This is a genomic window from Synechococcus sp. CB0101 (assembly GCF_000179235.2).
Taxonomy (GTDB): Bacteria; Cyanobacteriota; Cyanobacteriia; order PCC-6307; family Cyanobiaceae; genus Vulcanococcus.
In genome coordinates this window covers 772,362-796,581 of the sequence record NZ_CP039373.1, presented here as the reverse complement: position 1 = coordinate 796,581, position 24,220 = coordinate 772,362, and the positions used below count along the sequence as shown (strand labels likewise).

The following is a 24,220-nucleotide window of genomic DNA, read 5'->3' as shown; positions in this document are numbered from 1 at the left end:
GCTATGGATGGTTCGCCCGCTCGGCGTTGCGCTGCAGCTGTGTTCAACAAATGCGCGGCAACTGTTCACCGCGACCGAGTTCCAGCGGGCGCAACACTCCGAACCGATTGCGTAGGTGTACCGGATGCCGTGAGTGTGCCTCCCGTGATTCCTGCACCGTGCCGATCTGGCAGGCGTTGGGGTGATCACAGCGCATGTGCCGCAGGGCCAGTTCCGCAGAGGCCGCCGGGCAGATCACCACCATTCGCCCTTCATTGGCCATGGCGAGGGGATCGAGCCCCAGCAGTTCACAGGCACTGTCTACCGCCGGATCGAATGGGATCGCTTCTTCGTTCACCTCGATCGTGCAGCTAGCACCGCGTGCAATTTCATCGAGTCCACTTGCCAGGCCACCGCGGGTGAGGTCTCGCAGGCAGTGAAGCTCCACTCCCGCTGCGATGAGCTCCAGCACGCAGCTGTGCAAGGGAGCTAGGTCGCTCTCCAGCGTGCTGCGGAAGCCCAGCTCCTCGCGCGCGATCAGGATGGCCGTGCCATGGCGGCCGAGGTCACCGCTCACCAGCACGGCGTCGCCTGGTTGTACGGAGCTGGGGTGGATGGTGAGCCCGTGTTCCACAACGCCGATGGCGCTGGTGTTCACGAACACGCCATCGCCTTTGCCTCGCTCCACCACTTTGGTGTCGCCGGTGAGCACTGCCACCCCGCATTGCTCAGCTGCCTCGCGGATGGAGTCCACCACCCGCTTCAAGGTGCCCATCGGTAGGCCCTCCTCGAGGATCAGTCCCAAGCTGAGGGCGACTGGCCTCGCTCCGGCCATCGCTAGATCATTCACGCTGCCGATGACGGCCATCCGGCCAATGTCTCCGCCGGGAAAAAACAGCGGCCGCACCACATAGGAGTCGGTGGTGAAGGCGAGGGTTTGGCCCGGGCTTGGCAGCAGCGCTGCATCGTGCAGCACGCCATCGGCTGGTCCGAAGGCCGGCAACAGCACGTCGTGGATCAGCTGTTGGCTGAGCCGGCCGCCGCCGCCATGGGCCAATTGGATGGTGGCATCAGCGTGTTGCATGCCTCAGCGGTGGTAGCGGTAGTAAGCCGCGCAGGCTCCCTCGCTCGACACCATCGGTGCACCCAGGGGGGCATCGGGTGTGCAGGCTGTTCCGAAGCTGGGGCATTGATGGGGCCGCAGCAACCCCTGCAACACCAGCCCACTGGGGCAGTTCGCTTCGTTGTTGCTCACAGTGCAGCTGCCGATTGCTGTGTTCTGGCGGCATGTCGGTGGGCCGAGCACATCAAACGGCGCCCGCAGCCTGTAGCCCCCCGCTGGGATCGTTCCCAGCCCTCGCCAGGTGGTGTCCACCGGTTCAAACACCTCTTCCAGCAGTGCCTGGGCGCCGCGGTTGCCGCCGCTGGCGACTGCCTTGGCATAGGCGTTTTCGAGCCGATGCACACCTTCCTCCAGTTGTTGCACGCAGCGCCAGATCCCCAGCAGCAACTCTTCGGCGCTGAAGCCCGTGATCACGATGGGTCGTTGATGGCGCGCCACCAGCGACTGGAGCTCCGCTTCACCCATCACCGTGCACACATGCCCTGCCGCCAGCACCCCCTGCACCGCGCAGCCCGGATCGCTGAGCAGTTGATCGAGCACGGGCGCTACCCGCACGTGGGCCACCAGGAGCTGCAGGTTGGAGATGCCCTCCGCCAGCGCTTGCTGAGCGAGCAGGGCTGTGGCGGGTGCGGTGGTTTCAAAGCCCACCGCAAAGAACACCACCGGCCGTTCGGGGTGATCGCGGGCCAGCTTCAGCACATCCAGCGGTGCGTAGATCACGCGCACATCGGCGCCCTTTGCCCGCAGGCTGAGCAGATCCCGTCCGTCGCTGCCCGGCACTCGCAGCATGTCGCCATAGGAGCAAAGGATCACCCCGGGTTTTTTGGCCAGGGCCATGGCCTGATCGATCCGGGTTGTGGCGGTCACGCACACCGGGCACCCCGGCCCATGAATCAGTTGGATCTCTGGTGGCAACAGCTGGTCGATGCCATGGCGTAGTAACGAGTGGGTCTGGCCGCCGCACACCTCCATCAGCGTCCAGGGCCGGCTGATGCCGCCGCGAATCTGCTCCAGCAGTGCTTGGGCTTCGCTCATGGATAGCTGCTGAGAGCTCTCAGATATTGGGCTCGTTCGAAGGCTTCAGGGTTGGGGCAGCGCTGCTGGTTCAAGCTGCCGCGCAGGCTGTTGAGGTCGGTGATCTCGATCTCTTCAAGCCACTGGATCAGCTCGCTGCGCATCCGGGCCAGCTGACCTGGGCCATGGCGCAGTAAGGCGCCCACCACTTGGGTGATCTGAGCACCCACCATCAGCATCCGCACCACGTCGTGGCCGCTGGCGATGCCGGTGCTGGCCGCCAGCTCCAGGTCAACCCGTCCCGACAGCAACCCGATCCAGCGCAGCGGTAGGCGTTGCTCATCCGTATGGCTCAGCTGCATGTGCACATCGGTGCAGAGGCTGTCGATGTCCACCTGGGGTTGCAGGAAGCGGTTGAACAGCACCAGGCCACTGGCGCCAGCCTCCTGGAAGCCCGCCGCCATTGCCGCCAGCGATGTGTAGAAGGGGCTGAGCTTCACAGCGACTGGCACCGTCACAGCGCTGCACACCTCGCGCACGATGGCCAGCTGCTCCGCTTCCAGCTCAGCACCACTGCGGTTGATGTCGCACGGCACGGAATACAGGTTCAGCTCGATCGCCTGGGCTCCGGCCTGCTCAATGGCTCGAGCCGCCTCGCTCCAGTCCCCGCCGTGGCTGCCGTTGAGACTGGCGATCACAGGGATCTGCAGCACCTCTCGGCTGCGGCGGATCTCCTCCAGGTAGCCCTCCAGGCCCAGATGCAGCGGATCACTGGCCGGTCGGTAGTTGAGTGCCTCGGGATGGCTCTCGCTGTTGTGCTCCTGGTGGTGAATCCACTCCTGCCAGTCGCGTTCGATCTGCTCGAGGAAGAGCGAATGCAGCACCACGGCCCCTGCTCCCTCCTGTTCCAGTTGCTGCAGGCGCTGCAGATCCGTGCTCAGCGGTGCCGCGGCACCCACCACCAGCGGGGAGGGCAGCTCCAGCCCGAGATACGTGGTGGCTAGTGAGATCGTCATGGGGCTGGCTCGCTGGGTTGGGCCAGGCGCTGATAGCGCTGCCAGCGCTCCTTGAGCTCATGTTGGGCTTCCTGGGTGAGGGCGCGGGCCTGTTCCGGATGGCTGTAACGCAGCATGCGAAAGCGGTTCTCGCTCGCCATCGCTTCGTCCAGCGGCAGGTGGGGGCTGCGGCAATCGAGCTGTAGTGGGGGCAGCCCTTGCTCCAGGCGACGCGGGTCGTGGCGGTAGAGCAGCCAGCGCCCTGCATCTACCGCCTGCTGTTGCTGCGCCATGCCCTTGGCCATGTCGATGCCGTGGGCGATGCAGTGGGAATAGGCCACGATCAAGGAAGGCCCCGGATAGGCCTCGGCTTCTAAAAAGCAGCGCAGCGTGTGTTCATCGCGCGCTCCCATCGCCACGCTGGCCACATACACGTGGCCGTAGGTCATCGCCATCAGGCCCAGATCCTTCTTGGCTGATGGTTTGCCGCCGCTGGCGAACTTGGCCACCGCTCCTTTGGGCGTGGCTTTCGACATCTGCCCGCCGGTGTTGGAGTACACCTCCGTGTCGAGCACCAGCACGTTCACGTCGTGGTGGCTGGCCAGCAGGTGATCCAGGCCGCCGTAGCCGATGTCGTAGGCCCAACCGTCTCCGCCCACGATCCAGACACTGCGTTTCACCAGGTCGTCGGCCAGATCGAGCAGTTCCGCCGCGGTCGTGCGCTGCTTCAGCTCGGCCACCCGCTGGCGCTGCTCATGGATGCCGGCCTCATCGCCTTGGTCGGCATGCAGCAGGCCATCCACCAGCGCCTCGGGCAGTTCCGCCGCCTGCTGACGCAGCAGCTGTTCGGCGCGGCGGCGGCGTTGATCGAAGGCCACGCGGAAGCCGAGGCCGAATTCGGCGTTGTCTTCAAACAGCGAATTGCTCCAGGCCGGTCCGCGCCCTTCAGCGTTGGTGGCCCAGGGGGTGGTGGGCAGATTGCCGCCGTAGATCGATGAGCAACCCGTGGCGTTGGCCACCACCATCCGATCGCCGAACAGCTGGCTGGCGAGTTTGAGGTAGGGCGTTTCGCCGCAGCCGGCGCAGGCGCCCGAGAACTCGAACAGGGGCCGCTGCAGCTGCTGCTGGTTGATGTGGTGCAGGTTGAGCGCGGTGCGGTTGGCCTCCGGCAGCTCCAGGAAGAAGGGCCAGTGTTGGCGGTTCTGCTCGCGCAGGGGGCGCTGCGGCGCCATGTTCAAAGCCTTGCGGCGCGGTTCGCGGCGATCACGGGCTGGGCACACCTCCACACAGAGGTTGCAGCCGGTGCAGTCTTCAGCAGACACCTGAATCGTGAAGCGTTGGCCGCTCCAATGGGCATCGCGGGCTGGGGCGCTCCGGAAGCCTTCCGGGGCGGCGGCCAATGCCTCGGGCTCCGCCACCTTGGCGCGAATCACGGCATGGGGGCACACCATCACGCACTTGCCGCACTGCACGCATAGATCCGGCTCCCACACCGGCACCTGTTCGGCGATGTTGCGTTTCTCCCATTGGCTGGTGGCGGTGGCGAAGCTGCCGTCGCAGGGCAGGGCGCTCACGGGCAGCTGATCACCGCGGCGCTGCAGTTGCGGCAGTAACAGCTCGCGCAGGGCGGCCGGTGCTTCCGCTAAGGCCGCTGGGATGGGCAGCTCCGCCAGCGCTGTTGGCTCCTTGGCCGCAGGCACCACCAGCTCCTGCAGCTGGGTGCGGGCCGCTTCGATCGCCGCCAGGTTGGCTGCCACCACCTGCGCCCCTTTGCGGCCATAGCTCTTCTGGATCGCCGTGCGCATGGCGTTCAGCGCCTGCTCCAGTGGCATCAGGTTGGCTACGGCGAAGAAAGCCACCTGCATCACGGTGTTGATGCGTCCGCCCAGGCCATGTTCGCGGGCAATGGCGGCAGCATTCAGCACAAACACCCGCAGCCGTTTGCGCTGGATCAGCTGTTGCACGCGCTCCGGCAGTTGAGCCCAGCACTGCTCGGCCGGCCAGGGGGCATTGAGCAGCAATGTGCCGCCTGGTGCGGCCAGCTCCAGCAGATCAAAGCGCTCGAGGAAATCCCAGTGGTGGCAGGCCAGCAGCTGGGCCTGCTCAATCAGATGGCTGGCATGGATCGGCTGCGGGCTGAAGCGCAGGTGCGACACCGTGATCGAGCCCGCCTTCTTCGAGTCGTAAACGAAATACCCCTGGCCGTGCAGACCGGTGGCATCGCCCACGATCTTGAGGGTGTTTTTGTTGGCGCCCACGGTGCCGTCGGAGCCCAGGCCCACGAACACAGCCCGGAGGCTGTCGGCGGCTTCGATGCTGAAGTTCGGCTCCAGCGGCAGGGAGAGGTGGGTGACGTCGTCGACGATGCCCACCGTGAAGTGGCGGCGTGACTGCTCGCACGCCAGGTTGGTGAACACCGCCTTCACCATCGCCGGTGTGAATTCCTTGGAGGCGATGCCGTAGCGGCCCCCCACCACCTGCGGTTTCTGGGTTCCTGGCCAGTGCTCATCCAGTGCTGCCAGCACCTCGAGGTAGAGCGGTTCGCCCTGGCTTCCGGGGTCTTTGCAGCGATCCAGCACCGCCACCCGGCGGGTGCTGGCCGGTAGAGCCGCCACCAACGCCTCAGCGGCCAGGGGCCGGAATAGGCGCACCTTCAGCACCCCCACCCGCTCCCCGGCGGCGATCAAGGCATCGGCGGTGGCGCAGGCGGTTTCGCAGCCGCTGCCCATCAGCGCGATCACCCGATCGGCCTCGGGATGGCCGTGGTAGTCGAACAGGCGGTAATGGCGACCGGTGAGTGCGCCAAAGCGATCCATCGCCGCCTGCACATGGCTTGGCAGGGCGTTCTGGAACGGGTTCACCGCCTCATGGGCCTGGAAGCACAGATCGGGGTTCTGGCTGCTGCCCCGCAGCGCCGGATGGTCGGGGGAGAGGCCGCGGGCCCTGTGGGCCGCCACCACTGCCTCGGGCACCAGCTCGCGCAGCACCGCATCGCTGATCAGCTCCACCCGCTGAATCTCATGGGAGGTGCGGAAGCCATCGAAGCCATGCAGCAACGGCACGCGGCCGGCCAGGCTGGCGGCGGTGGCGATGGCCGCGAAGTCGCCGCACTCCTGCACCGATGCCGCCATCAGCAGCCCCCAGCCCGTGCCGCGGGTGGCCATCAGATCGCTGTGGTCGCCAAAGATCGACAACGCCGAGGTGGCCAGCGTGCGCGCAGCCACATGGATCACCGCTGCTGTGAGCTCGCCGGCAATTTTGTAGAGGTTGGGCAGCATCAACAGCAGACCCTGCGATGCCGTGAAGGTGGTGGTGAGGGCGCCGGCCTGAAGGGCGCCGTGCACCATGCCGGCGGCACCGCCCTCGCTCTGCATCTCCACCACCTGCGGCACCTGCCCCCAGAGGTTGGGTCGCCCTTCCGCCGCCCAGGCATCAGCCCACTCGCCCATCGGTGAGGCCGGGGTGATCGGGTAGATCGCCATCACCTCGTTGAGGCGATAGGCCACTCTTGCCGCCGCCTCGTTGCCATCCAGCCAGGCGCTGGTTGCCTCCGTGCTCATCGCTCGGGCTCCAGCACCGTGAGCGCCACGCCCACATGCACCAGCAGCTGATCGCCCACCCGGGCCTCGGGCACGCAGGCCAGACTCACCTGGCGCAGCACACCCCCGAAGCTCACCTCGCCCATGCGCCACAGCGGATCGCTGTGCTCACTGATCTCGATCAGTTCACCGGCAACGGCCAGGCACATCGTTCGCGGCCCCAGGGGCTACCCGGTTTATAGGCATGGTTTCGGCCGCCAGCAGCTGTCCGATTGGCAGGGCGGCGTCGTTGCAGGGGAGTTGCTGCGGCCAGAGCGGTTGGCATCCCTGCGTGCGGAGGGCGCGGGTGGTGAGCTCGAGCAGCAGCGCGTTCTGAAAGCAGCCTCCCGCCAGCAGGAGTTGCTCGCAGTGCTCCGCCCGGGCCAGGGCGGCGATCGCTTCGGCCAGGGCTTGATGAAAGGCCAGGGCGAGCCCAGGCGCTGGGGTGTTCTGTTGGAGGGCCTCCAGCAGCTGCTCCAGCAGCGGTTGCCAGTTCCATTGCCAGGGTTCCTGTGCACTGAGTCGTTGTAAGGGCAAGTGCAACCGCCATTGGCGCGCGCTGGCCTCTGCCTCCATGGCCAGCGCTTCCAGGGCAAGGGCGGCTTGGGCTTCGTAACTGCACTGCTGCGCCAGCCCCAACAGAGCTGCCACCGCATCAAAGAGTCGGCCGATGCTGGAGCTCCGTGGTGCGTTGATCCCCCGCTGCACGCTCTGCTCCAACACCTGCAGCTCCTCCTCGCTGAAGGCCAGGTGTGGGCGGGGTTGGAGGCGATCCCGCCATCCAGGGCCGTAGGCCTCGAGCAGCATCCCCAACAGCGCCCGGCGCGGTTCCCGCTGGGCGCGCTCACCTCCCGGTAACGGCCAGGGCCGTAGATGGGCGATCCGCGTGTAGCGATCTCCGTGGATCGCTAACGCTTCGCCGCCCCAGAGGCTGCCGTCGCCCCCCTGGCCGGAGCCATCCCAGGCCACGCCCAGCGCAGGGCCGGTGATGCGGTGTTCGGCCATCACGGCGAGCAGATGGGCGTGGTGGTGTTGCACCTGCAGCAGTGGCACTGCATCACGCTGGGCCCATGCCTTGGCCCAGGCGCTGCTGCTGTAGCCGGGGTGCTGATCGCAAACCAGGCGGCTCACGGCCAGGCCATGGCGCCTCAGCCACTCCCGGCAGCTCTGTTGGTGATGGGCGTTGCCCGCGAGGCTGCTCAGATCCCCCAGGTCGGGGCTGAGCAGGCGGTGGCTGGCGGTCTGCAGTGCAAAGGCGCCTTTGATCTGTGCCCCCAGGGCCAGGTGGCCGCCGGTTGGCAACTCTGGATGCGGCAACGCCACAGGGGCAAGGCCGCGCCCGAGGCGCAACACCAGCGGGCCTCCTGCAGCGCAGCGGGTCACGCTGTCGTCGATGCGGTTCAGCAGCGGCAGGGTGTGGCTGAGCACGTGATCGGCGAGGCACCGCAGCACGTCGGCATCCGCAACACCATCGGCGCAGAGGGGTTCACCGGAGCGGTTGGCACTGGTGGCCACCAGCACACCGCCGCAGGCTTCCAGCAGCAGGTGCTGAAGGCCGGAGCACGGGCGCATCACCCCCAGCCAGGGGGTGATGCCGGCGACACCGGCAGCGAAGGCTGGCGGCTGATCGGCGTTACGGCGCAGCAGCACAATCGGCGCCGCTGGACCGAGCCAGAGCTCCCGTTCGCCGGCGTTGCAGTGGCAATGGCGCTCCATCCAGGCGCTGTTGGCGAGTAGAGCCAGGGGTTTCTCGGGGCGGCCCTTGCGCTGGCGCAGTTGCTGCACCGCTGCGGCATGGGTTGGATCCACCAGTAGCTGAAAGCCGCCCACCCCCTGCAGCGCCACGACCGCTCCTGCGGCTAAGGCCTCGGCTGCCGCTTGGATCGCCTCCGTGCTGCCGATCGGTTGGCCATCCCAGTGCAGTTGGGGTCCGCAGCTGGGGCAGCTGATCGTTTGGGCATGGAAGCGTCGATCGCTTGGATCGCCGAACTCGCGACGGCACTGGGGGCAGAGCGGGAAATGGCGGAAGCTGGTGTGTTCCCGCTCGAACGGCAGCTGCTCCACCACGCTGTAGCGGGGGCCGCAGTCGGTGCAGCTGATGAACGGATAGCCGTAACGGCGGTTGCTGGGATCGCTCAGTTCAGCCAGGCAGCTGGGGCAGATCGCCAGATCTGGACTCACCAGTGCCGTAGCGCCCCCTGTGCTCTGCGGCGCCAGGATTGCCACGCCGTCTGAAGCCCCCAGGGCTGGCCCCCAACGGCTGGCGCTGTGATCGATGCGTGCACGCTCGGGCGGTCGCGCCAGCAGGCAAGCGCGAAAGGCCTCAAGCGACTGGCGCGGACCCTCCAGCTCCAGCTGCACGCCCTGGGCACTGTTGTGCACCGTGCCGCGCAGGCCATGGCGCTGGGCCAAGCGCACCACGTGCGGGCGCAACCCCACCCCCTGCACCAGCCCCTGCAGCTGAAGGCTGAGGTGTTGCTCAGCCTCAGGCGGGGTGTGCATCCAACCAGCGGATCAGCGCATCGAGGCCCTCTCCCGTGCGGGCTGAGAGCTCAAACAGCTCCGCCTGGGGCGCGATGGCCTGCAGATTGTCCATAGCGCTGCGCCGATCAAAGCCCGTGGCTACAGCCAGGTCGCACTTGTTGATCACCACGGCGTCGGCGCTCTTGAACAAAGCCGGGTACTTGAGCGCTTTGTCTTCTCCTTCCGTTACCGACAGCACGGCCACACGCCGTTGCTCCCCCAGGTCGAAGGCGGCGGGGCAGACCAGGTTGCCCACGTTTTCGATCACCAGCAGATCCATGCCGCGGCAATTCAGCTGCGCGAAGGCCTGATCCACCAACGCTGCATCCAGGTGGCAGAGATCGCCGGTGCGGATCTGTACCGCCCGTGCCCCGGCTGCCTGTAGGCGTTGGGCGTCGTTGTCGGTGGCCAGATCCCCCACGATCACGCCAATCGGCGGGCGTGGCCACTGCCGGGCCAGCTGCTCAAGCAGTGCCGTTTTGCCCGATCCGGGCGCCGACAGCAGATTGAGGGTGCGCAGGCCGTGGCGCTGGAAGTGTTCGCGGTTGTGGGCCGCTTGGCGATCGTTGCGGCTGAGCAGGCCCTGATGCAGCTCCAGCCGTTGACGCGGCGCGGCGGCCACCGCCGCTGGTGCATCGCAGCCGCATTGCCCGCACATCTACGACACCTCCAGGGCCACCAGCTCCAGCTCCCGGCCTTCCAGAACCTGCCGGCTGATCGAACCGCATGTGGGGCAGGCGTGGATCACATCCAGCGGGCTGAAGGCCTGTTCACAGTGTGGGCAGAAACAGCGGGTTGGCACCACCTCCAGCTGCAGCTCCGTCTCCTGCCAGGGAGCCGTGGCGGCCACCACGGCGAAGGCCTGCCGTAGGGCGTCGGGGTCGACCCCGCCCAGTTCCCCCACCCGCAGCTCGATCCGATGAATCCGCTTGGCCCCTTGCTCGGTGGCCGCGGCGGTGGCCAGGGCACAGAGCTCCTGCAGCAGGGCCAGCTCATGCATGGCGTGCACCCCAGGCCAGCACCAGCGGCAAGGCCTCACGGCAGGCGGCCGTGGTTTGCGCGGAGAGCTGCTCGCCCACCTTCCACTGCTCCCCGGGGATCAACAGTTGCCAGGCGGGGGGACACGACCCATACAGCGCTCTGCTCAGGGCCAGCAACTGCGCGGGTGTGAGGGCATGGCCGCTGGGGTCGCCGCTGGCAGAGGCTTCAAGGGGGTGCAGCTGCGGTGGGAGCAGGGCAGGGCTGCTGGCTTGGTCTTCGGATTTCCCTGATGCGGCGAACCAGGCATCCATAAAAAGCACCGCGCTGGCCCGGCTGATGGGCTCCGCCAGGTCGGGTGTGAGCTGATGGCAGATCAACACCTCGAGCCCCGAGCCTTGCGCTTCAATCGCCTCCGCCAGCCGAACGCCGGCGCCATCGTCGCTGCGCAGGCGGTTACCCAGGCCGATCAGCAGCGGGAGGCCATATTGCATCGCTAATCGCGCCGAACCGACTCCAGCAGCGCACCATCGGCGCTGAACAATTGCACCTGCATCGGCATCTGCCCCGCGGCATGGGTGCTGCAGGAGAGGCAGGGATCAAAGCAGCGGATGCCCGCCTCCACCCGGTTGAGTAGGCCCTCGCTCAGGTGCTGGCCATCGATGTAGTGGCGGGCGATCTGGGTGACCGTGCGGTTCATGGCGCCGTTGTTCTGGCCCGTGGCGATGATCAGATTCACCCGTTCAATCAGGCCGTTGGTATCCACCCGGTAGTGATGCAGCAAGGTGCCGCGCGGTGCCTCGCTCACCCCCACCGCCTCGTGGCAGTTCACGCCGGCGCGGGCGCGCACATGGGTTGCCGTGATCTCTGGATCGTCGAGCAGCTGCTCCATCTGCTCGAGGCAGGCCACGATCTCGATCAGGCGCGCCAGGTGATACAGGAACGATGCCGTCACCACCCGGCCGCCGCGCTGGCGTAGCTCCAGTAATTCTTGGTCGGCCCGTTCCGTGCCGATGCGCTCGCACAGGTTGAGCCTGGCCAACGGGCCCACCCGGTAGCTGCCGGCTTCAGGGCCCAGCGCTTTGAAGTAGGGGAACTTGAGATAGCTCCACGGCTCCACCGCTTCCGCCAGGAATGTGGCGTAGTCGTCTTCCTTTAGACCATCCGCCACCACGCGCCCGTCGCTGGCCATCACGCGGATTCCGGCGCAATGGCGGCCGCTGGAATGCTCCCAGTGGCCATCGCGGTTGACCAGGCCCAGGAACAGCGACGGGAACTGGCCAAACAGGTCGAGCTCTTCACGCAGTTGGCCATCGAGCAACTGCTTGAACAGCGCCAGCCCCTGCTCGGCAATCGCGAACGCTTCCGGTAGCCCTTGGCGGATCTGATCGCGCGTTTCGATGCTCATGGGGCTGCGCACCCCTCCAGGCACGGCCCAGGCGGCGTGGATCTTGCGGCCCCCAAGGGCTTCGATCACTCCCTGGCCGAACTGGCGCAGACGAATACCGCCGCGGGCCAGCTCGGGGTTGGCGGCGATCAGCCCGAAGATGTTGCGCTGCTCGGGATCACTGTCCCAGCCCAGCAGGAAATCGGGGCTGCTCAGGTGAAAAAACGAAAGGGCGTGCGACTGGGTGAGCTGTGCCAGGTTCATCAGCCGCCTGAGCTTCTCGGCGGCTGATGGGATCTGCACCGCCAGGATCTTGTCGCCGGTGGCGGCCGCTGCCAGCAGATGGCTCACCGGGCAGATGCCGCAGATCCGTGCCGTGATGCCCGCCATCTCGGTGAAGGGCCGGCCCTCGCAGAACTTCTCGAAGCCCCGGTATTCGGTTACATGGAAGCGGGCGGTTTCTACGGCGCCGCTGGCATCCAGGTGGATCGAGATCTTGGCGTGCCCTTCAATCCGGGTTACCGGATCGATCGTGATCGTGCGCCGGGGGGGCTGGTTGGCGTCGGTGGCGGGATGACTCGGCATGGCTGGGTCTCCTTGTGTTTCAGCCGAAGCGGATCTGATCGGCACCGCTGAGGTGCGGAAGCTCTCCGCGTAGCAAGGGCTCCAGCGCAGCGCGGATGCGATCAGCAGGTGGCGGGCAACCCGGCAGGTACACCTCCACGGGCACCAGCTCATGCACGGGCAACACCCGCTCTAGTAGCTCCGGCACGATCCCCGGGGCGTGGGGGAGCTGGCCGCTGCCATCGGCGAGCTCCAGGTAGGCCCGCCGCAGCACGGGATCGCTGCCGCGCAGCAGATTGCGCATTCCCGGGATGTTGGCCGTGATGGCGCAGTCGCCAAAGCTCACCAGCGTGCGGGTGTTGGCCCGCACCTGATGCAGCAGCTCCAGGTTGTCGGTGTTGGCCACCCCGCCCTCCACCAGGGCGATGTCCACATCCTTGGGGTAGGTCTTGATGTCGGATCCCACCGGGCTGTAGACGATCTCTGCTCGATCGGCGAGCTCCAGGAGCCATTCATCGAGATCCAGAAACGACATGTGGCAGCCTGAGCAGCCCGCCAGCCACACCGTGGCCAGCCGCGGTTTGCGGGGGGTGGCTTGGCTCATGGGTTCCATTGCTGGTGGGTGCGGGCGTGCATCAGGGCCTGGAGCCGCTCGGGGTGCCCCTGTTTCTCTTCGCTGGTGTCGGTTTTGTGGAACAACGCGCCGGTGGGGCACACCTCTACGCATTTGCCGCAGTGGGTGCAGGCGTTCACATCGCCCCAGGGTTCACCCAGGCCGCTGATGATCTGGCAGTGCTCGCCGCGCCAGCCCACATCCCACACGTGGGCTCCTTCCACCTCATCACACACCCGCACGCAGCGGGTGCAAAGGATGCAGCGGTTGTGATCCAGGCCGTATTGGGCGTGGGAGAGGTCAACGCCGCGCTGGGGGAAGCGGTAGGGCAGGCGGCTGTGGTCCATGCCCACCTCCACCGCCAGGTTCTGCAGTTCGCAGTGGCCATTGGCCACGCACACGGCACACACATGGTTGCCTTCGGTGAACAGCAGCTCGATCACGGTGCGGCGGATCTCCCGCAGCCGTGGCGTGTCGGTGTGCACGCGCATCCCTTCGGCGGCAGCTGTCACGCAGGCGGCCATCAGTCGATCGCTCCCCTCCAGCTCCACCAAGCAGAGCCGGCAGGCTGCCACCGCTGAGAGTCCTTCCAGGAAGCAGAGGGTGGGGATGTGAATGCCTGCCTGGCGGGCCGCCTGCAGCAGTGTTGTGCCAAGCGGCACGGCCAGGTCGTGGTCGTTGATGCGCAGGGTGCAGACGCTCATCGCTGCACCTCCGCCGCTGGCAGCAGCGCCAGGTAGTCGCCGCGGAAATGGCGCAGGGTGCTGAGCACCGGTTTGGGGGCGCTCTGGCCTAAGCCGCAGAGGCTGGCGTCGGCCACGGTGTGGCAGAGGGCTTCCAGCTGCTCGAGATCGGCCACCTGGCCGCGGCGTTCGAGCAGCTTGCGCAGCAACATCTCCAACTGCACGGTGCCTGAGCGGCAGGGGATGCACTTGCCGCAGGATTCCTCGCGGCTGAAGGCGATGAAGAAGGCGGCGATGTCCACCATGTTGGTGGTGTCATCCAGCACCACCATCCCGCCTGAGCCCATGATCGTGCCGAGGGCTTTGAGGGAGTCGTAGTCGACGGGGCTGTCGAGGGCGCTGGCGGGCACACAGCCGCCGGAGGGGCCACCGGTTTGCACGGCTTTGATCTGGCGCCCCTGCGGGGCACCGCCGCCCATCGTCTCCACGATCGTGCGCAGCGACGTGCCCATCGGCACCTCCAGCACACCGCTGCGCTGCACGTGGCCCGTGAGTGAAAACACCTTGGTGCCCGTGCCGTAGGCCTCCACCCCCAGCTCCAGCAGCGCTGGGATATTGCCGAAGGTCTCCACGTTGTTGATCAGGGTGGGCAGGCCAAACACCCCGTGTTCAGCCGGATAGGGAGGCCTGGGCCGCGGCACACCGCGCCGCCCCTCGATCGAGTGGATCAGCGCCGTTTCTTCGCCGCACACATAGGCACCGGCACCCACCCGCAGCTCGATCTCGAAGCTGAACCCGCTTCCGCCGATTCCCCTGCCCAGCCAGCCCTGCTGCTCGGCGGCGCTGATGGCTGTGCGCAGCCGTTCGATCGCCAGCGGATACTCCGCCCGCACGTAGATGAACCCCTGCTGCGCGCCCACGGCAAAGGCGGCGATCGCCATGCCCTCCAGCAGGGTGTGGGGATCGCCCTCCATCAAGGTGCGGTCCATGAAGGCGCCCGGGTCGCCCTCATCGGCGTTGCACACCACCACCTTTTGGCTGCCAGGCATCGCGGCCACCGTGGCCCACTTCAGCCCTGTGGGATAGCCGGCTCCCCCGCGGCCCCGCAGGCCACTGCGGCGCACGATCTCGATCACGGCTGGCGGATCGTTCTGCTCCAGCACCCGCGGCAATTGCTGCCAGGCTCCAGCCGCCAAGGCGTCAGCCAGGCTTTCGGGATCCACCACGCCGCAACGCCCCAGCACCAGGCGGCGCTGCAGGTTCAAAAAGGGCTCATCAGGGCTGAGCTCACGGCTGCCGGAGGGTTGCCACTGCTTCAGGCCCGTTGCGTCATTGCCCCGTTGCAGGGCTTCGGCGAGGGATGTCTCCAGATCGGAGCCGTTCACCTCCTGCAGGGAGAGCAGCCGGTCGGTAGGGTCGATCGCCAGCAAAGGGCCATCGCTGCAGGGGCCCAGGCAGCCCACCTCCTTCACCCGCAGTTGAGCCTGATCGCTTGCCAGGGCCTTGCGGCAGTGCTCGAGCAGCTCGGTGGCTCCCCGACTGCGGCAGCTGGCGGCCGTGCACAGGCGCAGGCAGGCGCTCATGGTTCGAGCTCCCGCAGCCGTTTGAGCACCGCAGCACTGCTGAGGTGGTTCCACACCTCGCCATCCACCACCACGAGCGGGGCGCCGCTGCAGGTGCCGATGCAGCGCACGGAACCCAGCTCCACGCCCAGCTCCTCCATCGCAGCGTTTCTGAGATCGGCGAGCAGCTGCGCCGCCCCCAGCACATGGCAGGCGGTGCCGGTGCACACCAGGCAGCTGTGCCGGGCCGGCGCCTTGAAGCGAAACAGGTGATAAAAACTCGCCGTGCCCTGCACCCGGCTGAAGGGCAGCTGCAGTTGCCGGGCGATATGGCGCAGCAGCGGTTCGCTCAGGTGGCCGTAGAGCTGCTGCGCATGGTTCAGCACCTCAATCAGGCCATGGGCCTGGTGGCCATGGCGCTGCAGCACAGAGTTCAGGCCTTCGTAGAGCTCCGCTCCGCTCTGGGGCTGGTCCAACGGCAGCGGCATCAGGCCCTTCGCCGGCTATCTCGAAGCTAGGCAGGCTGCTCGCTGTTGGCAGCTGCCAGCTGCGCTTCGATGGCGGCTACCCGCAGGCGAGTGCTCAGCACGGCGTCGGGGTTGAGGCTGATCGAATCGATGCCTTCGCGCACCAGGAGTTCGGCGAATTCGGGGTGATCGCTTGGGGCTTGGCCGCAGATGCCGATCTTGCGGCCGCAGCGCTTGGCGGTGCGGATCGCCATGCGGATCAGCTCCACCACTGCCGCGTTGCGTTCATCAAAAAGATCCGCCACCAGGGCTGAATCGCGGTCGAGCCCCAGGCTCAGCTGGGTGAGGTCGTTGGAGCCGATCGAGAAGCCATCGAAGCGTTCGGCAAAGGCCTCGGCGGCGATCACATTGCTCGGTAGTTCGCACATCACGTACACCTCCAGTCCGTTCTCGCCGCGCACCAGGCCGGCCTTGGCCATCTCCGCCAGCACGCGATCAGCCTCTTCGGGGGTGCGGCAGAACGGCACCATCGGGATCACGTTGCTGAGGCCCATCTGCTCGCGCACCCGCTTGAGCGCGCGGCATTCCAGGGCGAACGCCTCCCTAAAGCCTGCGGCGTAGTAGCGCGAGGCACCGCGCCAGCCGATCATCGGGTTCTCTTCACTGGGTTCAAAGCTGCTGCCCCCCAGCAACTTGGCGTATTCGTTGCTCTTGAAATCGGAGAAGCGCAGGATCACCGGCCGGGGATAAAACGCCGCCGCCAGCCGTGCCATTCCCTGGGCCAGCAGATCCACGTAGTAGTCGGCGGGCTGGGTGTATCCGGCGGTGAGCTGGGCGATCGCCTGGCGTTCGGCCGGATCCGTGAGCCGCTCGGGCTGCAGCAGCGCCATCGGATGCACCCGGATGTGATTGGCGATCACAAACTCCAGCCGGGCCAGGCCCACCCCGTCGCAGGGAATCGCGGCCTGGCTGAAGGCCTCCTCCGGGTTGCCCACATTCATCAGGATGCGTGTGCGGGTGGGAGGCAGCTCGCCAATGTCGCTTTCATCCACGCGGAAGGGCAGCGCGCCCCGATACACCCGCCCCTGATCGCCTTCACAGCAGCTGGCGGTGATCGTGTCGCCATCGGCGATGCGCTCGGTGGCATCCCCCGCTCCCACGATGGCGGTGATGCCCATCTCGCGGGCAATGATCGCGGCATGGCAAGTGCGGCCGCCCTGGTTGGTGATCACCCCGCTGGCCCGCTTCAGGATGGGTTCCCAGTCGGGATCGGTGCGCTCGGTCACCAGCAGATCGCCGGGCTCGAAGCGCTGGATCTCGGAGGGATGCCGCAGGATGCGAGCCCGGCCGCTGTTCACCGAGGCGCCGATGGCACGCCCGCTGCACAGCAGCTCCGCTAGGTGGGGTTCCAGGTGCCAGCTGCGCAGCAGGGTGGCGCTGCGGCGGGATTCCACGGTCTCCGGCCGGGCTTGGAGGATGAACAGCTCACCACTGATGCCGTCTTTGCCCCATTCGATGTCCATGGGGGTGGGCTGACCGCGGCGCTCGCTGTAATGCCGCTCGATCAGGCATGCCCAGCGCGCCAGCTGCAACACGTCGGCCTGGCTGAGGGCAAAGCGGTTGCGCTCCTCCAGCGGCACATCCACGTTGCACGTGGAGCCGTGTTCGCCGTAGATCATCCGGATCGCTTTGCTGCCGAGCCGTTGGCTCACGATCGGTGCAAAGCCCTGTTCGAGCGTGGGTTTGAAGATCAGGTACTCATCGGGGTTCACGGCCCCCTGCACCACGTTTTCGCCGAGCCCATAGGCCGCCGTGAGCAGCACGGCGTTGCGGAAGCCGGTTTCGGTGTCGATGCTGAACATCACCCCGGAGCAGGCCTGATCGGCGCGCACCATGCGCTGCACGCCGATGGAGAGGGCCACCTCAAAGTGATCGAAGCCGTTGATCTGCCGGTAGGAGATGGCTCGATCGGTGAACAGGGAGGCGAAGCAGCGCCGGCACGCCGCCAGCAGCGCCTGCTCACCTTCCACATTGAGATAGGTCTCCTGCTGCCCGGCGAAGGAGGCATCGGGCAGGTCTTCAGCGGTGGCGCTCGAGCGCACGGCTACGGCAGGTGCCCCCAGCTGGCGGTAGGCGTTGAGGATCGCCTGCTCCAGATCTGCGGGTAAGTCGGCCGCCAGCAGCAGGGCTCGGGCAGCGGCCCCTGCCGCCTGCAGCTGGGCGATGTTGTGGCTGTCGAGAAGATCGAGGATGGCGTGCAGTTGCTGCTGCAACCCCCCGGCCGCGATGAAGTGGCGGTAGGCCGCGGCGGTGGTGGCGAAACCACCGGGAACCCTCACGCCCTGCGCCGAGAGCTGGCGGATCATCTCCCCGAGGGAGGCGTTTTTGCCGCCAACCTCGGCGATCGCCTCAAGGCCTACCGCCTCGAGCGGCAGGACCAGCTCAGCCACGGCTCAGTTGCAACTGCGCTGATGGGGGCACACCCGGGCTCAGATCGAATTGGCTGCTGGCTGCTTGGGGGCGCACCTTGGCCCCCTCCGCCCTCAGCTTCAGGGCGGTGCACAACGGCTGCGGCTTGGCATTGGCGCTGAACCACTGAAGATCCCAGCCCCGCCGGCCGCCGGCCTGCACGGACGCCAAGGCGCTCATCAGGCCGCTGTCGTAGCCGGCACTTTCCACCACGCCGGGCTTGTAGCCCCAACGCTGCTCAAAGCGCTGGGCGAAGGCCTTCCATCCAGGACCGCGGCTGAGGGGGTTCACGCCGATCTGCTCCACTGCCATGGGTTGCTCGACGGGAGCACTCCAGGCCAACAGCAGTGTTTCGGGCCAGTTCGCCCCACGCACTGCTTTGGCTAATTCACTGCCCGGCTGGGTGATCACCACCAGGGCCGGCGGGCGATACCAATCCACATCCCCCTCCAGCTGCTGCATTGCGGATGGGTCATCGCCCGCCACGCTGATCGGCGCGGCCGTAGGCCCGATCACCTCGCCCTTGCCATTAGCGAAGCTCGCCACAAAGCGATCGGTGAGGGCTTTGCTCTCGGCGCTGCGATCGCGCACCACCATCACGCGCTTGATCTTGTCGCCCAGCAGGGCCTCGGCCAGCCGATCGGCCTCCAGGCTGCGGCCTGGCATCAACGGCCAGAGCCGATCGGAGCCGCGCAGCTGCGGCAACCCCTCCAAAGACACGCCCCGCTGCAAGGGCAGCAGCACCGTGAGGCGCTGTTGGTCGGCTAGCTGGCCATAGGCCTGTAGGGGCGCAGCGGGAGGTGCCACCAGCAGCTGGCTGCGGGGGGCGGCCCCCACGGGTTGCTGGGGGTTGGCGCCCGGTGGCAGCCAGCCAACCTGCAGGCTTGGGGGTTCGACCCCGCAGCTGCGGCTTTCCTCCATGGCCACGCTGTAGCCCCGCCGCAGCCCATCACCGAGTCCTGCCAGAAGTCCTTCGCTGGGCAGAAGGAGCCGCACATCACTGCGCATGGGCGTGCTTGCGGCCAGGGTTTGGCTGCCGAGCAGTGCTGCGCTGATCCCGGCCAGCCAGCCCAGCGAGCGCCGCCAGTGGTTGGTCAGCCCCGCCTGCTTGAGCACCGCCAGCGGTGTGGCCGCCGCAACCGATCGAGGCTGTTCTGCAGTGGTCATGGCCGGCACCGTCCAGCCGCCGAAAGCTAGGTGGATTTCTCTGACTAGGCTCAACCTTTCAACAGTTGATCGCATGCAGTCACGCCGCAATGCCATGCGCCACCGTCTGGGCCGCAAGCTCGGCTCTGTCGCGCTGAGCGCTGGTCTGGCATGGGCTGGTGCGATCTCCCTGCTGCCCGCTCCGGCTCAGGCCATTCCTGAGGCGGACGCGATCAAGAAACTGCAGGTGGTGCCGGTGTTTGTGATCACCGACTCCAACGGTGTGCCGCTGCCGATTCCCCGGGAGAAGGAATTGGTGCTGCCCCTTTACCTCGAGAGCGCCAAGGCCAACGAGCAGTTGGCGGCCCTCAACAAGAACAACCCTGGCATCAAGGCCGGTGTCGTGGCGCTGCCCCTCAACGTGATGAACGAGAAGGTGGTGGAGCTCAACAAACAGCTCAAAGACAAGAGCAAGCCCCTGGTGGCGCCGATCATCGGCAACGACGGCGATCGCACCCAGGCGGTGAAGATCCTCAAGGAGCAGGGCCTCACCGAGAAGCAGATCCAAGAAGGTCTGAATGTGCCGGTGTTTTTCACCAAGCCCTTCCTCACGATCACAACCCCTGAAGGCCCCCGGGGTGTGTTCTTCTTCAGCTACGAAAATCTGGAAAACGCCCTGGCCAAGCTGCCGGTGGCTGAGCGCCAGAAGCTGAAGCCCCAGGTGGCGGATCTCACCGCCGTGCTGCGCGAGATCATCAACGCCCCCAGCGACAGCTTCACCATCTTCCCCACCCCCGAATACTTCCGGCTGGTGAAGGAAAACCAGGCCAAGGGCAAACAGGGCAACTGAGGCCCAGCAGGCCTCGGCTCAGTCTTTCGGAGCGGCCGGATCCCGCTCCGGCGGTGCTTCTGGGATCAACTGGGCCAGCAGGCCTCCACCCATCAGCGCGCTCCCCAGGATGAGGGCTAGCCGCTGATTGGCGGCGGCGGCTTGATCACCCCATACGGCCGCAGCCAGAAAGGCAGCGCCGAGCAGCAGGCAGGGCACCAGCACGATGCCTTTGGCGGTGCGGTTGATACTCATCGCGTTCAGCAGCCCGGCTTGGCGCTGGCCAGCCCCGCAGCTACCAGGCCGGAGCCCAGATCGCTGGCGCCCAGCCGCTGCACCCGGGCCACCAGGGTGCCGTCGTCGTTGCCCACCGGCCGCAGGTTCACCTTCGTGCGCCGCGGCAGTGCCTGGCGCAACCAGGCTGCAGCGGCCTCATCACCGCCAGCGGGCACAGCCACGCAGGCCAGTTCAACCGTGTAGGTGCGGTTGTGATCACCCACCTGCAACAGGGTGCCGCTGCGCACCTGCAGCACCTCGGCTGCCTGCGCACCGGCAGCGCCGAGCAACAGCACCATGGCCATTGCGGCTGCCAACAACCACCTGGGCATCAGAGCTTGGTGCCGCAGTTGGGGCAGTAGAGGCTGGAGCTCGCGGTGGTGTGGTGGCAGCTGTGGCACTCGCGGGTGGTGTCGATCGCCAGCTCGGGATGGGAGGGCAGGCCCACCATCTGGGCATTGCTGGCACCGGGGGGCACCATCGGGTAGCAGTTCTCGTTGCGGCGCACCTGCACTTCGATGAAGGCGGGGCCGGGANTGGGCCAGTGCTTCCGCCAGCTGAGCGCGCAGGTTGGCGCGTTCGCTGATGCGCACCCCCTTCACGCCGAAGCCTTCGGCCACCTGGGGGAAGTTCGGCATGCCGCCGGTCATCTCCGAGGCGGAATAGCGCTCGCCGTAGAAGCTCTCCTGCCACTGGCGCACCATGCCCTGCCAGCCGTTGTTGAGCACCACCACCTTCACCGGCAGGTTGTACTGGCTGAGGGTGCCCAGCTCCTGGATGTTCATCAGGATGCTGGCGTCGCCGGCCACGCAGATCACCTGCTCCTGGGGGAAGGCGGTTTGCACGCCCATGGCAGCAGGCATGCCGAAGCCCATCGTGCCGAGGCCGGCGGAACTGATCCAGCGGCGCGGGCCCGTGTGCAGGAACTGGGCGGCCCACATCTGGTGTTGGCCCACATCGGTGGTGATGTACGCCTTGGGGGCCAGCTCCTGCAGCATCGCCACCACTTCCTGGGGGGCGATATCGCCTTCGGGGGCCGGCACCACCAGCGGGTAGTGCTGCTTCCAGCTGTTGATGCGCTCCAGCCAGGCTTCGGTGCGGCCGGCGGAGTCCTCACCAGTTGAGGCCACCAGCAGGGCCTCGAGCGCGTCTTTCACATCGGCCACCACCGGCACATCCGGGGTGCGGGTCTTGCCGAGCTCAGCGGCGTCGATGTCGATATGGATCACCTGGGCCCGCGGCGCAAAGCCATCGAGGCGGCCGGTGACGCGATCGTCAAAGCGGGCGCCGGCGGCGATGAGCAGATCGCACTCCGTGACGGCGAAGTTGGCGTAGGCGGTGCCGTGCATGCCGAGCATGCCGACGGCCAGGGGGTGCTGCTCATCGAAGGCACCCTTGCCCATCAAGGTGGTGGTCACCGGCAGGCGGAAGCGCTCGGCCAGCTGCTGCACCTGCTGATGGGCGCCGCAGCTGATCGCACCGCCGCCCACGTAGAGCAGCGGGCGCCGGGCCTGGCGGATCAGCTCCAGAGCAGCACCGATGGCGGCGGGCTCAGGGGCAGGGGTGAGCTGGAAACCGGCGGGTACAGCCGTGCCGGGCTCAACCGGGATGTAATCAAACTCTTCAACGCCCACATCCTTGGGCACATCGATCAGCACCGGGCCAGGGCGGCCGCTGGCGGCGATCAGGAAGGCTTCGGCCACGATCCGGCCGATGTCGCGCGGGTCGCGCACCACCCAGGAGTGCTTCACGATCGGCAGGGTGATGCCGAAGATGTCGGTCTCCTGGAAGGCGTCGGTGCCGATGGCGGCGCGAGGCACCTGGCCCGTGATCACCACCATCGGCACCGAGTCCATGTGGGCGGTGGCGATGCCGGTTACCAGGTTGGTGGCGCCGGGGCCGGAGGTGCCGAAGCACACGCCCACCTTGCCGGTGGCCCGGGCGTAGGCATCGGCCGCATGGGTGCCGCCCTGCTCGTGGCGCACCAGGATGTGCTTCAGCCAGCCGCGGCTCTCGGCTTTGTGCAGCTCGTCGTAGATCGGCAGGATGGCCCCGCCTGGATAGCCGAAAATGTGCTCCACGCCGTGACGGCGCAGGGAGTCCATCAGGGCGTAACCGCCGTTCACCCGCTGGGGAAAGTTCTGGTCGGGGGAATCACCGGCGGCGGCGGCCGTTGGCGAGACAGACGTAACGGTCACGACGGCAGCGGGCAGCACTCGATCTTGACCCAACCCTAAGGTCTGGCCCGGGGATTGGGCGTGTGCGTCTAGCGCCCCTGACGGCGGGACGCCGCCATCGCCCGCAGGATCGCCGCGGGATTGAGCCAGCGCCCTCCGTAGCGCACGCCCCAGTGCAGATGCGGTCCCGTGCTGCGTCCAGTCACGCCCACGTGGCCGATCAGCGCGCCGCTGGCCACCCGGCTGCCGCTGCGCAGGGCCACGGCGCCGCTGCGGTACGTGCCGTTTTGCACGCTGCCGCTCAGGTGGCAATACAGGTGTTCATAGGGGCCCGATTGGATCAGCAGCCCCAGCCCGCAGCGCCCGTCATCGATCACCTCTTTCACCACGCCGCCCCACCAATTGCGGATCGGAGAGCCCATGGGCGCTGCGATATCCAGCCCGTAGTGCGGCTCCCAGCTGCCGGAGGGGCCCAGCCGTTGCCCGTAATGGCTGGTGTAGCCGGAGAAGACAGCCACGGGAAACACCCCCTGCCGCCAGCGGCCATCGGCCAGGGCCGGGCTGGCCACTACAAGCGCTCCGGCCAGGCAGGCGGCGGCCCTAGAGCAATCCCAGAGAGTGAAGCGGGCCACGGCCGCTGAGCAGTTCCAGCAGGAAAGCGGAGAAGCCCAGCATTGCCAAGCGGCCGTTCCACACCTCTGAGCTGTTGTTCCAGCCCCAGGCCCACTTGTCCTGCGGGTAGAGCTTCACCTTGGTGGGCAAGGCTGCCGCCTGATCGAGGTTGACCTCAGGGCCTTCGAGGGCGTGTTGCACCAGGTTGGCCAGCCCCTCAATGAAGGAGGGCGTGGTGTCGAGCGCGGGCACACGGCGGAAGTTGGTGATCCCGGATTCGGTGGCGATCTCCCGGTATTCGATGTCGATTTCTTCGAGCGTTTCGATGTGCTCGCTCACGAAGCTGATCGGCACCACCACCAGGTCTTTCACCCCCTGCTCGCCAAGTTCATGCAGGGCGTCGTCGGTGTAGGGCTTGAGCCACTCCACCGGACCCACCCGGCTCTGGTAGGCCAGCGTGAACGGGTTGCGGTGGCCCAGCTGCTGCTCGAGGCGATCCATGATCAGGCCGGCGCAGGCCTCGATCTCCTGTTGGTAGGGATCGCCCGCTTCTTCCACGTAGCTCTTGGGCACGCCGTGGGCGCTGAAGAACACGTGGGCGGTGCTCGGATCCGGGCAGGCCTGGATCTCCTTGGCGATCAGCTCCGCCATGGCGCCGATATAGCCGGGATCGTTGTAGTAGCTGCGGATGCAGCGGATCGGCAGCCGTGCAAAGCCCGGATCAGCCTGGCGCAGGCGCTGCAGCTCGCGGAAGCTCGATCCGCTGGTGCTGATTGAGAAGTGGGGGTAGAGCGGCAGCACCACCACCTCATCCACCCCATCGGCCTTGATGTCGGCCACGGCGGATTCGGTGAAGGGATGCCAGTAGCGCATCGCCACGTAACTGGTGGCTTCGATGCCGCGCTGACGCAGGTTGCTTTGCAGCTCGCGGGCCTGTTGCTCGGTGATGCGGCGCAGGGGTGAGCCGCCGCCGATCGAGCGATAAGCAGCCTGGGATTTGCCGGCCCGCAGGGTGCTGATCAACCAGGCCAGCGGTTTCTGCAGGGCCGGGTTCGGCAGCCGGATGATCTCCGGATCGGCGAACAGGTTGTAGAGAAACGGCCCCACGTCCTGAATGCGCTCAGGACCGCCGAGGTTCAGCAACAGCACGCCGACCTTGGCCATGCCCAGCGGTGTTCAGGTGAATGTGGGGCGAGCGTAACGCTGCTGGCCTGCTGCTGGTTCACGGTTGGGCACCACTGGCCG

General features: G+C 67.0%; 21 protein-coding genes and 1 pseudogene. 1 reads left to right on the top strand and 21 read right to left on the bottom strand.

Features of this window, described 5'->3' with window-relative positions; translation table 11 throughout:
- Positions 1–43: 43 nt before the first annotated feature.
- From hypE to CB0101_RS04250, 16 genes are read right to left on the bottom strand one after another with little or no spacing between them, the layout of a single operon-like run.
- The gene (hypE, locus tag CB0101_RS04325; RefSeq protein WP_010307138.1) at positions 44–1,063 is read right to left on the bottom strand and encodes a hydrogenase expression/formation protein HypE; all 1,020 of its coding nucleotides are present in this window, start codon (positions 1,061–1,063) and stop codon (positions 44–46) included.
- A 3-nt stretch (positions 1,064–1,066) separates the two neighbouring features.
- The gene (gene hypD / locus CB0101_RS04320; RefSeq protein ID WP_010307141.1) at positions 1,067–2,137 is read right to left on the bottom strand and encodes a hydrogenase formation protein HypD; all 1,071 of its coding nucleotides are present in this window, start codon (positions 2,135–2,137) and stop codon (positions 1,067–1,069) included.
- Positions 2,134–3,132, bottom strand: coding sequence for a dihydroorotate dehydrogenase-like protein (locus CB0101_RS04315; RefSeq protein WP_010307144.1), 999 nt, complete (start codon positions 3,130–3,132; stop codon positions 2,134–2,136). Before CB0101_RS04315 ends, hypD begins: the two co-directional genes overlap by 4 nt.
- The gene (gene nifJ / locus CB0101_RS04310; protein WP_010307148.1) at positions 3,129–6,671 is read right to left on the bottom strand and encodes a pyruvate:ferredoxin (flavodoxin) oxidoreductase; all 3,543 of its coding nucleotides are present in this window, start codon (positions 6,669–6,671) and stop codon (positions 3,129–3,131) included. Before nifJ ends, CB0101_RS04315 begins: the two co-directional genes overlap by 4 nt.
- Entirely contained in the window at positions 6,668–6,859 is a 192-nt protein-coding gene (locus CB0101_RS04305) for a HypC/HybG/HupF family hydrogenase formation chaperone (protein ID WP_010307152.1), read from the bottom strand. Before CB0101_RS04305 ends, nifJ begins: the two co-directional genes overlap by 4 nt.
- Positions 6,837–9,191 carry a carbamoyltransferase HypF gene (gene hypF / locus CB0101_RS04300; protein WP_010307156.1) on the bottom strand — a complete coding sequence of 785 codons (2,355 nt, stop codon included), beginning with the start codon at positions 9,189–9,191 and terminating at the stop codon, positions 6,837–6,839. The genes CB0101_RS04305 and hypF overlap by 23 nt, the downstream gene beginning before the upstream one ends.
- A complete protein-coding gene (hypB, locus tag CB0101_RS04295; protein WP_010307159.1) occupies positions 9,175–9,870 on the bottom strand; it encodes a hydrogenase nickel incorporation protein HypB in 696 nt (231 codons plus the stop codon). Before hypB ends, hypF begins: the two co-directional genes overlap by 17 nt.
- A complete protein-coding gene (gene hypA, locus CB0101_RS04290) occupies positions 9,871–10,212 on the bottom strand; it encodes a hydrogenase maturation nickel metallochaperone HypA (RefSeq protein ID WP_010307162.1) in 342 nt (113 codons plus the stop codon).
- Entirely contained in the window at positions 10,205–10,684 is a 480-nt protein-coding gene (locus CB0101_RS04285; protein ID WP_010307166.1) for a hydrogenase maturation protease, read from the bottom strand. The genes hypA and CB0101_RS04285 overlap by 8 nt, the downstream gene beginning before the upstream one ends.
- A gap of 2 nt (positions 10,685–10,686) precedes the next feature.
- Positions 10,687–12,162, bottom strand: coding sequence for a Ni/Fe hydrogenase subunit alpha (locus CB0101_RS04280; RefSeq protein ID WP_010307169.1), 1,476 nt, complete (start codon positions 12,160–12,162; stop codon positions 10,687–10,689).
- Between the two features lie 19 nt (positions 12,163–12,181).
- Positions 12,182–12,745 (bottom strand): oxidoreductase, encoded by a 564-nt coding sequence (locus CB0101_RS04275; RefSeq protein WP_029552893.1) that lies wholly within the window; start codon positions 12,743–12,745, stop codon positions 12,182–12,184.
- Positions 12,742–13,458, bottom strand: coding sequence for a bidirectional hydrogenase complex protein HoxU (gene hoxU, locus CB0101_RS04270; RefSeq protein ID WP_010307173.1), 717 nt, complete (start codon positions 13,456–13,458; stop codon positions 12,742–12,744). Before hoxU ends, CB0101_RS04275 begins: the two co-directional genes overlap by 4 nt.
- Positions 13,455–15,020: a NuoF family protein gene (locus CB0101_RS04265; RefSeq protein ID WP_010307175.1), complete on the bottom strand. Its 1,566-nt coding sequence runs from the start codon at positions 15,018–15,020 to the stop codon at positions 13,455–13,457. Before CB0101_RS04265 ends, hoxU begins: the two co-directional genes overlap by 4 nt.
- Positions 15,017–15,487, bottom strand: a complete 471-nt coding sequence (locus tag CB0101_RS04260) for an NAD(P)H-dependent oxidoreductase subunit E (protein WP_043717330.1) — start codon at positions 15,485–15,487, stop codon at positions 15,017–15,019. Before CB0101_RS04260 ends, CB0101_RS04265 begins: the two co-directional genes overlap by 4 nt.
- Positions 15,488–15,513: 26 nt before the next feature.
- Entirely contained in the window at positions 15,514–17,916 is a 2,403-nt protein-coding gene (gene ppsA / locus CB0101_RS04255; protein ID WP_010307179.1) for a phosphoenolpyruvate synthase, read from the bottom strand.
- Positions 17,909–19,102 (bottom strand): ABC transporter substrate-binding protein, encoded by a 1,194-nt coding sequence (locus tag CB0101_RS04250; protein WP_010307181.1) that lies wholly within the window; start codon positions 19,100–19,102, stop codon positions 17,909–17,911. Before CB0101_RS04250 ends, ppsA begins: the two co-directional genes overlap by 8 nt.
- 73 nt (positions 19,103–19,175) lie before the next feature.
- Between CB0101_RS04250 and CB0101_RS04245 the strand changes: the two genes are divergently transcribed.
- Positions 19,176–19,931, top strand: coding sequence for a Tic22 family protein (locus CB0101_RS04245; protein WP_010307183.1), 756 nt, complete (start codon positions 19,176–19,178; stop codon positions 19,929–19,931).
- Positions 19,932–19,949: 18 nt separating this feature from the next.
- Here the strand turns inward: CB0101_RS04245 and CB0101_RS04240 are convergent, their stop codons facing one another.
- The 5 genes and pseudogenes from CB0101_RS04240 to hemH form a co-directional block, all read right to left on the bottom strand.
- Positions 19,950–20,165 carry a GIVxVP protein gene (locus CB0101_RS04240; protein WP_010307185.1) on the bottom strand — a complete coding sequence of 72 codons (216 nt, stop codon included), beginning with the start codon at positions 20,163–20,165 and terminating at the stop codon, positions 19,950–19,952.
- 5 nt (positions 20,166–20,170) lie between these two features.
- Entirely contained in the window at positions 20,171–20,506 is a 336-nt protein-coding gene (locus CB0101_RS04235; RefSeq protein WP_136643966.1) for a nuclease, read from the bottom strand.
- Positions 20,507–20,517: 11 nt separating this feature from the next.
- Positions 20,518–22,312: pseudogene (gene ilvB, locus CB0101_RS04230) on the bottom strand (biosynthetic-type acetolactate synthase large subunit).
- Between the two features lie 140 nt (positions 22,313–22,452).
- Complete coding sequence (locus CB0101_RS04225) at positions 22,453–22,995, bottom strand: M23 family metallopeptidase (RefSeq protein WP_136643965.1); 543 nt, start codon at positions 22,993–22,995, stop codon at positions 22,453–22,455.
- Positions 22,964–24,139: a ferrochelatase gene (gene hemH / locus CB0101_RS04220; protein ID WP_010307234.1), complete on the bottom strand. Its 1,176-nt coding sequence runs from the start codon at positions 24,137–24,139 to the stop codon at positions 22,964–22,966. Before hemH ends, CB0101_RS04225 begins: the two co-directional genes overlap by 32 nt.
- Between the last annotated feature and the right edge of the window lie 81 nt (positions 24,140–24,220).

Excerpts from the sequence above, each read along its gene's own strand:
- hypE (WP_010307138.1), bottom strand. The coding sequence starts at position 1,063 with ATGCAACACGCTGATGCCACCATCCAATTGGCCCATGGCGGCGGCGGC.
- hypD (WP_010307141.1), bottom strand. The coding sequence starts at position 2,137 with ATGAGCGAAGCCCAAGCACTGCTGGAGCAGATTCGCGGCGGCATCAGC.
- CB0101_RS04315 (WP_010307144.1), bottom strand. The coding sequence starts at position 3,132 with ATGACGATCTCACTAGCCACCACGTATCTCGGGCTGGAGCTGCCCTCC.
- nifJ (WP_010307148.1), bottom strand. The coding sequence starts at position 6,671 with ATGAGCACGGAGGCAACCAGCGCCTGGCTGGATGGCAACGAGGCGGCG.
- CB0101_RS04305 (WP_010307152.1), bottom strand. The coding sequence starts at position 6,859 with ATGTGCCTGGCCGTTGCCGGTGAACTGATCGAGATCAGTGAGCACAGC.
- hypF (WP_010307156.1), bottom strand. The coding sequence starts at position 9,191 with ATGCACACCCCGCCTGAGGCTGAGCAACACCTCAGCCTTCAGCTGCAG.
- hypB (WP_010307159.1), bottom strand. The coding sequence starts at position 9,870 with ATGTGCGGGCAATGCGGCTGCGATGCACCAGCGGCGGTGGCCGCCGCG.
- hypA (WP_010307162.1), bottom strand. The coding sequence starts at position 10,212 with ATGCATGAGCTGGCCCTGCTGCAGGAGCTCTGTGCCCTGGCCACCGCC.
- CB0101_RS04285 (WP_010307166.1), bottom strand. The coding sequence starts at position 10,684 with ATGCAATATGGCCTCCCGCTGCTGATCGGCCTGGGTAACCGCCTGCGC.
- CB0101_RS04280 (WP_010307169.1), bottom strand. The coding sequence starts at position 12,162 with ATGCCGAGTCATCCCGCCACCGACGCCAACCAGCCCCCCCGGCGCACG.
- CB0101_RS04275 (WP_029552893.1), bottom strand. The coding sequence starts at position 12,745 with ATGAGCCAAGCCACCCCCCGCAAACCGCGGCTGGCCACGGTGTGGCTG.
- hoxU (WP_010307173.1), bottom strand. The coding sequence starts at position 13,458 with ATGAGCGTCTGCACCCTGCGCATCAACGACCACGACCTGGCCGTGCCG.
- CB0101_RS04265 (WP_010307175.1), bottom strand. The coding sequence starts at position 15,020 with ATGAGCGCCTGCCTGCGCCTGTGCACGGCCGCCAGCTGCCGCAGTCGG.
- CB0101_RS04260 (WP_043717330.1), bottom strand. The coding sequence starts at position 15,487 with ATGCCGCTGCCGTTGGACCAGCCCCAGAGCGGAGCGGAGCTCTACGAA.
- CB0101_RS04250 (WP_010307181.1), bottom strand. The coding sequence starts at position 19,102 with ATGACCACTGCAGAACAGCCTCGATCGGTTGCGGCGGCCACACCGCTG.
- CB0101_RS04245 (WP_010307183.1), top strand. The coding sequence starts at position 19,176 with ATGCAGTCACGCCGCAATGCCATGCGCCACCGTCTGGGCCGCAAGCTC.
- CB0101_RS04240 (WP_010307185.1), bottom strand. The coding sequence starts at position 20,165 with ATGAGTATCAACCGCACCGCCAAAGGCATCGTGCTGGTGCCCTGCCTG.
- hemH (WP_010307234.1), bottom strand. The coding sequence starts at position 24,139 with ATGGCCAAGGTCGGCGTGCTGTTGCTGAACCTCGGCGGTCCTGAGCGC.